Genomic DNA, 7,950 nt, shown 5'->3' on the forward strand with positions numbered 1-7,950 from the left:
TTGTCGTCACGACGATGGCAGAAACTCTCCCCTGCGGAGACAGAGTCGGGATCACAGAACCTCCCAACCACTAGGGTCTGGGCATGGTCAAGCATGTGCCGTTCACCAGCGGCGAGAAGGAAAGCCTGCACACCGCCCTGGACCGACACCGCGACGCGGTCCTATGGAAACTCGAGGGCCTCGGCGACGACCAACTACGCCGCCCGGTGACTCCATCGGGCACGAGCCTGATCGGGCTGCTCAAGCACCTGGCCGGCGCCGAACTCGGCTGGTTCTGCCTGACGTTCGGCCGCGAGTGCCATCCGCTTCCCTTCGAAGTCGAAGGCGACGCGGCGTCCGACTGGCACGTGGCTGCTGACGAGCCGACGAAAGACATCATGGACTTCTATGCCCGCGCCCGGGCTGCCGCCGACGAGGCGATCGGGAGCCTCGACATCGACGCCACCGGCACCGCCTTCGCGTTCTTCGACGGCGCCACCGTTTCACTGCGCTGGGCACTGATCCACATGCTCGAAGAAGTCGCCCGGCACGCCGGTCATGCCGACATCCTGCGCGAGTCCATCGACGGCTTCACCGGAGATCACAACTGGGGCTGACGCAAAACTGCAAACCGGGGCTTCCCGCGATCGGCTTCTGACTCAAGACGTCCGGAGGGCCTGCTCCCTCAATGACACATCCGCTACCACGGTCGCTCGACCGTTCCAGCGTTGTCAGTTCTCATCGACATTTCTGAGCCACTTGATCGATAAGTGCTGCCAAGAACCGTCGACAAACGTTGCCCGCTCCCGCTTACGAAACCACTGCCCCGAGTGCGGGGTGTTTGCCACGCGGGTGAAGGGATCCGCGACGACGCGGCCCCGCGATCTGCCATACGGCGAGAACGGGCTGGAGTTCCGCTGGCACAAGCGCCGCTGGTGGTGCCGGGAGCCCGGCTGCCCGCGCCGGTCGTTCACCGAGCAGATCCAACAGATACCGGCTGGCGCGCGGATCACCGCCCGGCTGCGGGTCACGGCTGGTCGCCGCGTACGCGACGCCGGCTCCACGGTCATCCAGGCCGCCCGCGACCTGCACCTGTCCTGGCCGACGGTGATGGGTGCCTTCCGCGCATCGGCACGCGAGGTCGTCGATGCCCCGCTGCCCGAGGTGAAGGTGCTGGGCATCGACGAGACCCGGCGGGGCAAGGCGAAGTGGGAGCAGGACCCCGACAGCGGCAAGTGGCACCTGGCCCGGGACCGGTGGCACACCGGCTTCGTCGACGCGCTGGGCCCCGGCGGGCTGCTCGGCCAGGTCGAGGGCCGCACCGTCGCCGACGTCCTGGACTGGCTCGCCACTACGCCACTGACCTGGCGAAAAAGCATGCGGCACGTCACCATCGACATGTCGGCCACCTACCGCGCGGCGGCCCGCACCGGCCTGCCGCACGCGATCGTCGTGGTCGACCACTTCCACGTTCAGGTCGCCAACCAGATGCTGTCCATGGTCCGGCGCCGTACCACTGCCGAAATCCGCGGCCGACGTGGATGGGCCACCGACCCTGAGTGGAAGGCCAGACGACGGCTCCTGCGCAACCGCGAGGATCTCACCGACGGCCAGTTCTCCACCATGTGGAACACGCTGCTCGGTGAGGGGAAGCTCGGGCAGGCGCTGCTGACGGCGTGGATTGCCAAGGAGAACCTCCGCAGCCTCCTCACCATGGCTGGCCGACACCAAGTCGGCCACGCACTCTGGAAGTTCCTCCTGGTGCGCGGACGCCGTCATCCCCGAGGTGCGGCAGCTCGCCGTCACCGTCGACCGCTGGTGGGCCGAGATCGAGACATTCATCGACACCGGGTACCACAACGCCAAGAGCGAGGGCATCAACCCGGGTGATCAAGCTCGTGGCACGAGCCGCGTTCGGCTTCCGCAATGCCGAGAACCAGCGTCTACGGACACGATGCGTCACCACCCGTCGAGCCCGCGGACACCTCCGCACCGCTCAACTCTGAAGACCCGCGATGACGCCGGTACGCAAGAATTTCGGCACCCCAGGCAACCTACCTTTCGCTGAGGGACCGATACGTGTCCTGAGTGGCCGCGAACATGCGCCCGGACGGATCCCTCGTGGATCCCATTTCAAGGCTTGCTACTTCACGCGATCGCCTTATAGTGAACGTTACACGCACAGAAGAACTTGAGGACTCGACCGAGAGTGCACGGATCACCAGACTCTCCGTGTTGTCGCGCCGTACTGAGAACCTCAGGAGAACACATGGGTGCACTACCGATCACACCGTACGCAACCACTCTCCACGGCCCTCCGGCACCAACGCCCTGCCACTCCAGCGGACGCGCCAATCACATCGTTCCGCAACATGCGATGCTCGTCGGTTCCCCGCACTGCGGCTCGATGTGCCGACTGAGGGCATGTTCATGCCTGGTGACATGATCACGTAAGCCTCACGCCAACTCCCCGTCGCCTGGTGGCCGGTCCGCGCGGGGCAAGAGGCCGCGCCTGATCCCACTCCCGACAGATGGCAATGTTCCGCGGTCCTCTATGGGCTGATATCCGCGTCCGCCGCACGGGTCACGGGCAATCGCCCTGGTCCAAGTGCGATCAGGCAGCCCTCAAGATTTCAGACCTACGCAATGTCGGCAGAGCAACGACGCCTGCCGACGAAGCTTCCTTCCTCGCCACGAAACCATGGCAACGCTACTCGTCAGACACGGCTTCATAGGCGCAACACGATCTTTACATCCATGCATGCGACTCAATTGAACGAACATGAACGGATAGCTAGATTGCCTACAGGAACGACTGCAGGACAGCCCGCAAATTTCTCCTCCTTATCCCACCACCGAGCGCCCTCCCAGCAACAAGCCCCTCAGGAGGCAGCAGACGGCACAGCACGCAAAATAAAGGAACTACGTGTCTTTGGAAGAATGGTCGCACGCCACGGCAGGCGTGAGTTTCCATTGGGGCCACCGCGTCACCGGGCACTGCTGGGGCTACTACTTATCCGGCAGGGCAGTGTGGTCCCGACAGAACAACTCGTTGACGAACTCTGGGGTGATCGTCCGCCCCGCCACCCGACAGGGACATTGCAGACATACGTTTCCCATTTGCGCCGCGCCCTCAATCCGAGGACGCAGAAAAAGGGCGAGGAAAAGGACGAGCCCCTGGCACATATACATCATCGCACACCTGGCTACCTGTTGAACGTGGACCCGTGGATGGTAGACGTTCTCCGTTTTGAGCAGCTGGTGAAGCGGGGACGCGAGCAGGCGGCCCAGCATCGGGCGCAGTCCGCTAAAGAGCAGCTCACCGATGCACTTGAGCTCTGGCAGGGCCAGCCCTACCTCGATCTCGTTTCCTACGGGCTACTGAACGAGGAGAGCAACCGGCTGGGACATATACGGGTGATGGCCGTGAACACACTGGCCGAATCCTGTCTAGCCCTCGATGATCCCGACGCCGTGATTGTTGCGGTACAGCCGGAGGTGCAGCGTGACCCTACAAACGAGAGCCTGGTGGGGCATTTGATGACCGCACTGTATAGACTCGGGAGACAGGCAGAAGCCTTGCGACTGTACGAACGGACACGTGTGCAGCTCGAGGAGGAGTTGGGAGTCAGTCCCAGCGAGGGCCTCCAGAAGATCTACTCCGCAGTCCTACGGCAGGAGTTGCGTGTAAACGACCGCATCAGCACGCTTGTTACTGGAAATCGATCCGACAGCCACAACGCAGCCGGCTCGGGACTCGGCCAGTACCACGCGACGACGCTTTCCGATACTCCCGCCCTGGAAAGGGCCAACGCGGAGAACGAGACCGATCCCCGCGTCCAGATAGCCCCCGCCTCAACTCTGCACGCCGACGACCGGGCTTTCCTGCCAGTATCCCGTGCTTCATCCACATTCGTCGGCAGGGCCCAGGAAATCTCGCTCCTTAGCCAGCACATCAATAACGCACTCAATGGCGGGGGGCATCTCACCATGGTCGTCGGGGAGGGAGGCGTCGGAAAGACGGAACTTGTCCGGGAAGCGACATCGGCCTTCGTCGATGCTGGTGTAGAGATCGTATATGGGAACTGCACTTCTGCCGAAGGCGTCCCATCATACTGGTTATGGTCGCAGATCTTCCGTGACTTATCGGCGTCCCGGCCAACGGCATACCGTGCGGCGCAACACCGCTTCGGGGCGTTGCCGGAAATGCTCCGAAGCGCCCAGGGTGTACCCAGGCCGAGGCATCGTCGCGGTGCGCGAAACAGGGCTGCCATGGTTGACACTGTACAGTCACGAAATCAGTTTCTTGCACAGGATGCCGTATGTGAGACGCTCCTTGCATGCATAGATGAGGCTCCGCTCATTCTGGTGCTTGAGGACCTGCACGTGGCTGACACCGGCTCGCTTCAAATACTCGATTTGCTTACTCCTCGCCTAAGTTGTAAGCAGGTCAGCATCGTTCTGACGGCTCGGCAATTCGGGACCTATCTCTCGGCGGAACACAAGGCGATGACCGCCCTTCTGAGCAGCCCGCGGACCAAGACGTTGCACCTGGACGGACTTCCCATAGAGGCGCTTGAATCCTTCGCTTTCAAAGATTCCAGGGTCCAGATTGACAAGGACTTGACGCGCGTCCTTCACGATCGAAGCAGGGGCAACCCTCACATCCTCAGCCAACTGCTCACCCTACTCCGTGGAAAAGGCCGGGCCAGGCACGCAGCGGTCGTTCAAAGCCTCCGCGATGATATTCCCATGGCAATGCGCGGAATGTTGCACCAGTGCTTTGAATCCCTCTCTTTGCCAGCGATCGAGGTGTTACGCTGCTGCGCGGTCATCGGCTCCCACATAGATCCCTATCTATTGCGAGAGGTTTTGGACAGTGAGACCGATCTAGACGAGGCAGTGCAAGCAGCAGTGCACGTCGGCGTCCTGCGACAGGAAACCCACCCGCCCTATGAATTAAGTTTCCACCATCCACTGTTCCGCCAATTCCTGATAGAGGAGATGACGGGCGGAGAGCGGGGGCGCCTGCATGAACGGGTGTTCCACGCTTTGCTGCTCGGACGCGGAGCAATTCACCGTCAACGGGAAATTGCGTATCACGCATGGCGGGCGTCAGGCACCCTCCCGGCCGACAAGGTACTTCACCACCTGCTGGAGGCGGTTGAGGAATCTGTGGCCGCCCGCTCGCATAAAGATGTCAAAAAGTGGCTTTGCCATGCCCTAAGGATTCTCCCGTCACTGGCGCAGGATGATTCAACCGCTGACGCACTCGAGTATCGCCTTCAGCGCACGCTCACCCACCAGCTCTCCATCACCCGAGGCTACAACGATCCGGAAGCGCAAGACGCATTTCATCGCATGCTGGAACTAGGCGGGAAATATGACTTGAGCCAGCATGAATACGACACTCTGTGGTACCCATTGGCTGCCCATTTGATGAACGGTCGGTATGACGACGCGGTCCGCGCCGTCGAACCGCCGGCTGGGGCCGATCCCAAATCGCTCCGGCCGGTTGCCCGGCTGTCCTGGAATTGCGCAATGGGTGTTGCCCTGCACGCGCGGGGCCAACTCATCGAAGCACGGGACGAACTGGAGCGGGCCGTGGCACTCTCCGACCAACTACCGGAAGCCCGATCAGGCGTATTACCTTATAATCCACGGGTGCTCTCTCGCTTCTATAGTGCACTCACCCACTGGTTGTTGGGTTCACGAGACATGGCGACACAGCGGCGGGAGGAACTCAACGCTTTGATCAAATATCAGGACGATCCGGTCAGCCATGTAACGGCACTCTACGCGGATAGTCTGATCGCGGCACTGGAAGGTGACGTCGGGCAGGCAGAGCAATCCAGCACCCAAGGCCTTGAAATAGCGAAAACTCATTGTTTGGAATACTGGGCCTCGATGCTTCACGTCTGCCACGGCTGGGCTGCCGTCCACTCGGGTGCCGAGGAGGAAGGTGTCGTGGAAATTTCCCTGGCAATCGAGGAACTAAGTAAGCGCCGTATTCTAATCCGCCTTCCCCTGCATTTAGGTCTTCTTGCTGACGCCCAGAATTTCCTAGGCAACTCCACAAACGTGGCAGCCACTCTCAGCCGCCTCGGTGTAGAGGTACGGCTTCGGGGTGAGCGTGCGTACCTCAGTTCTGCACTTCCCTACTCCCGACTTCCGAATTTTCATCCCTTGACACACATACATTCCTCTGGTGTGGCAGTGAATCCGGAGTTTCCTGAAGTCTGCAAAGGGTATTAGGGTCTGTCTTCAAACGGATCTTGCCCAGAGCAGGAACGATGCGAGGGTGACCGCCGCTTCGTAGGAAGTGGCGGTCTTCTCGTATCTCGTGGCGATCCCACGGAAGCCCTTGAGCCGGTTGAAGCAGCGCTCGATCATGTTGCGCCGCCGGTAGGTCTCCCAGTCGAAACCTGGCGGTCGGCCGCCGCGGCCTCCGCGCCTCAGCCGGTGCCGTCGCTGGTCGGTCTTCGCGGGGATGGTGTGCGCGATGCCGCGTTGTCGCAGGTAGGCGCGGAAGCCTTGGGAGCTGTAAGCCTTGTCTGCGATAACCTGGCCGGGCCTACTCCGTGGCCGACCCGGGCCGGTGCGGGGAACACGGATCCGTTCCAGCAGAGGGCGTGCGCAGACACTGAGCCCTTTCCATCATCGGTCTGAGCTGGCCAAATGCAGGGTCACGACGGCTCGGACGAGGCTTGTGACGCGAGTCGTCGAGCACCGCAGCTTGCGGAGGAGCCGCCAGGACTTGAGGGTGGCGACGGCTTGCTCGACCAGGGCCCGGATCTTGGCGTGAGACCGGTTGACGGCCTTCTGACCTCGGGAAAGCGTCTCCCAATGTCCCCAGTACGGGACGCGGACCGTGCCCCCGGCGCCTCGGTATCCCTTGTCGGCCCAGCACTTGATGCCAGCGTCCGTGAGAGTGCGGACGACGCCGTGTTCACGGGCGGCCCGGACATCGTGGACGGCACCGGGCAGAGCCGGAGAGGCCCACAGCAGCCGGCCGAACGGATCGGCCAGGACCTGCACGTTCATCCCGTGCTTCTTGTGGTGGCGGCCTCCCGGGAGACGCCGGCTGCGCGCCTGGCTCTTCCTCGGCTTCATGGTCAGCGCCCCGCAGATGCCCGGCCTCTTTTGCGTACCAATCCGACCTGACCGGCTCACTGCATCTGGATAGTCCTCGCCGCCGCAGCCACCGTAGCCGTCGAGCCGTCTACTCAACGGTGGCTGCCGCCGCGAGCGAGGAGGCTGGTCAGCTCGGCGATCGCTTCCGGCGACGGCTTGAAGTAGTGGCGGACGTTCTCCGGCTTCTTGTGCTGGGACTTCGCCATGCATCAGCAACGAGGCGCCCTGTTCACCGAGGTGGGTCAGGGCGGAATGGGGGTACTCGTGCGGGTCCCAGCCGGTCGCCGGCCCGCGCACGGCGGTGTGCTCGTCCAGCAGCGCGGGCCTGACCGTAGGAGAGGCGGGCCAGGCCGGCGTCCGGACACACGCCGCGCGGGCTGACGACCTTCCCCGGGCCGGGGCAGCGGTGGGTGACGAACACGAGGACCCCGCCACGCCCGCACACAGCGCCCGGCCGCCGTGCTTCTTCAGCGCGGCCTGGGCTGGTTCAACCCAGGCAACGGCAGTTCGGCCCCAAAGCCAGCGGCCGCTCGGCTGGACCACACGCGACAACGCCCGTTGCAGGCACTCGGCTCAGACCCTGGTCTCCGTCGATGGTGATCAGGTACGTTCGCCAGCGTCCATGACGAGGATCGGCCGATACCCGCCGCGCGTCGGACGGATTCGTGTAGGTGCTCAAGTGTCCGGGGACGACCGCGTGCCGGAGCTGACCTGCGAACCCCACACCTGAGCAAGCCCGGGTCCTGGGGGGGGGGGGGGGGGGGGGGGGGGGGGGGGGGGGGGGGGGGGGGGGGGGGGGGGGGGGGGGGGGGGGGGGGGGGGGGAGGGGGGGGAGGA

5 protein-coding genes and 2 pseudogenes are annotated in these 7,950 nt (G+C 63.4%); 4 read left to right on the forward strand and 3 right to left on the reverse strand.

The genetic code is table 11. The annotated features are described in order from the left end of the window. Nucleotides 1-83 precede the first annotated feature (83 nt). From ACZ470_RS39550 to ACZ470_RS39565, 4 genes are all read left to right on the forward strand, one after another. Complete coding sequence (locus ACZ470_RS39550; protein WP_468434807.1) at nucleotides 84-596, forward strand: DinB family protein; 513 nt, start codon at nucleotides 84-86, stop codon at nucleotides 594-596. Further along, nucleotides 538-1,869 (forward strand): ISL3 family transposase, encoded by a 1,332-nt coding sequence (locus ACZ470_RS39555; protein WP_468434808.1) that lies wholly within the window; start codon nucleotides 538-540, stop codon nucleotides 1,867-1,869. The genes ACZ470_RS39550 and ACZ470_RS39555 overlap by 59 nt, the downstream gene beginning before the upstream one ends. After that, nucleotides 1,766-2,047 carry a hypothetical protein gene (locus ACZ470_RS39560; RefSeq protein WP_468434809.1) on the forward strand — a complete coding sequence of 94 codons (282 nt, stop codon included), beginning with the start codon at nucleotides 1,766-1,768 and terminating at the stop codon, nucleotides 2,045-2,047. Before ACZ470_RS39555 ends, ACZ470_RS39560 begins: the two co-directional genes overlap by 104 nt. 872 nt (nucleotides 2,048-2,919) lie before the next feature. After that, the gene (locus tag ACZ470_RS39565; RefSeq protein WP_468434810.1) at nucleotides 2,920-6,234 is read left to right on the forward strand and encodes a BTAD domain-containing putative transcriptional regulator; all 3,315 of its coding nucleotides are present in this window, start codon (nucleotides 2,920-2,922) and stop codon (nucleotides 6,232-6,234) included. Nucleotides 6,235-6,243: 9 nt separating this feature from the next. Here ACZ470_RS39565 and ACZ470_RS39570 read toward each other — a convergent pair whose 3' ends face one another. The 3 genes and pseudogenes from ACZ470_RS39570 to ACZ470_RS39580 form a co-directional block, all read right to left on the reverse strand. Beyond that, nucleotides 6,244-6,606, reverse strand: a complete 363-nt coding sequence (locus ACZ470_RS39570) for a transposase (protein WP_468434811.1) — start codon at nucleotides 6,604-6,606, stop codon at nucleotides 6,244-6,246. 30 nt (nucleotides 6,607-6,636) lie between these two features. Continuing rightward, nucleotides 6,637-7,038, reverse strand: a pseudogene (locus ACZ470_RS39575) (transposase family protein); the annotation flags it as partial. A 167-nt stretch (nucleotides 7,039-7,205) separates the two neighbouring features. Beyond that, nucleotides 7,206-7,543: pseudogene (locus ACZ470_RS39580) on the reverse strand (site-specific integrase); the annotation flags it as partial. Nucleotides 7,544-7,950 lie beyond the last annotated feature (407 nt).

The organism is Streptomyces sp. NPDC031111, from assembly GCF_055570675.1.

Excerpts from the sequence above, each read along its gene's own strand:
- ACZ470_RS39550 (WP_468434807.1), top strand. The coding sequence starts at position 84 with ATGGTCAAGCATGTGCCGTTCACCAGCGGCGAGAAGGAAAGCCTGCAC.
- ACZ470_RS39555 (WP_468434808.1), top strand. The coding sequence starts at position 538 with ATGCCGACATCCTGCGCGAGTCCATCGACGGCTTCACCGGAGATCACA.
- ACZ470_RS39565 (WP_468434810.1), top strand. The coding sequence starts at position 2,920 with ATGGTCGCACGCCACGGCAGGCGTGAGTTTCCATTGGGGCCACCGCGT.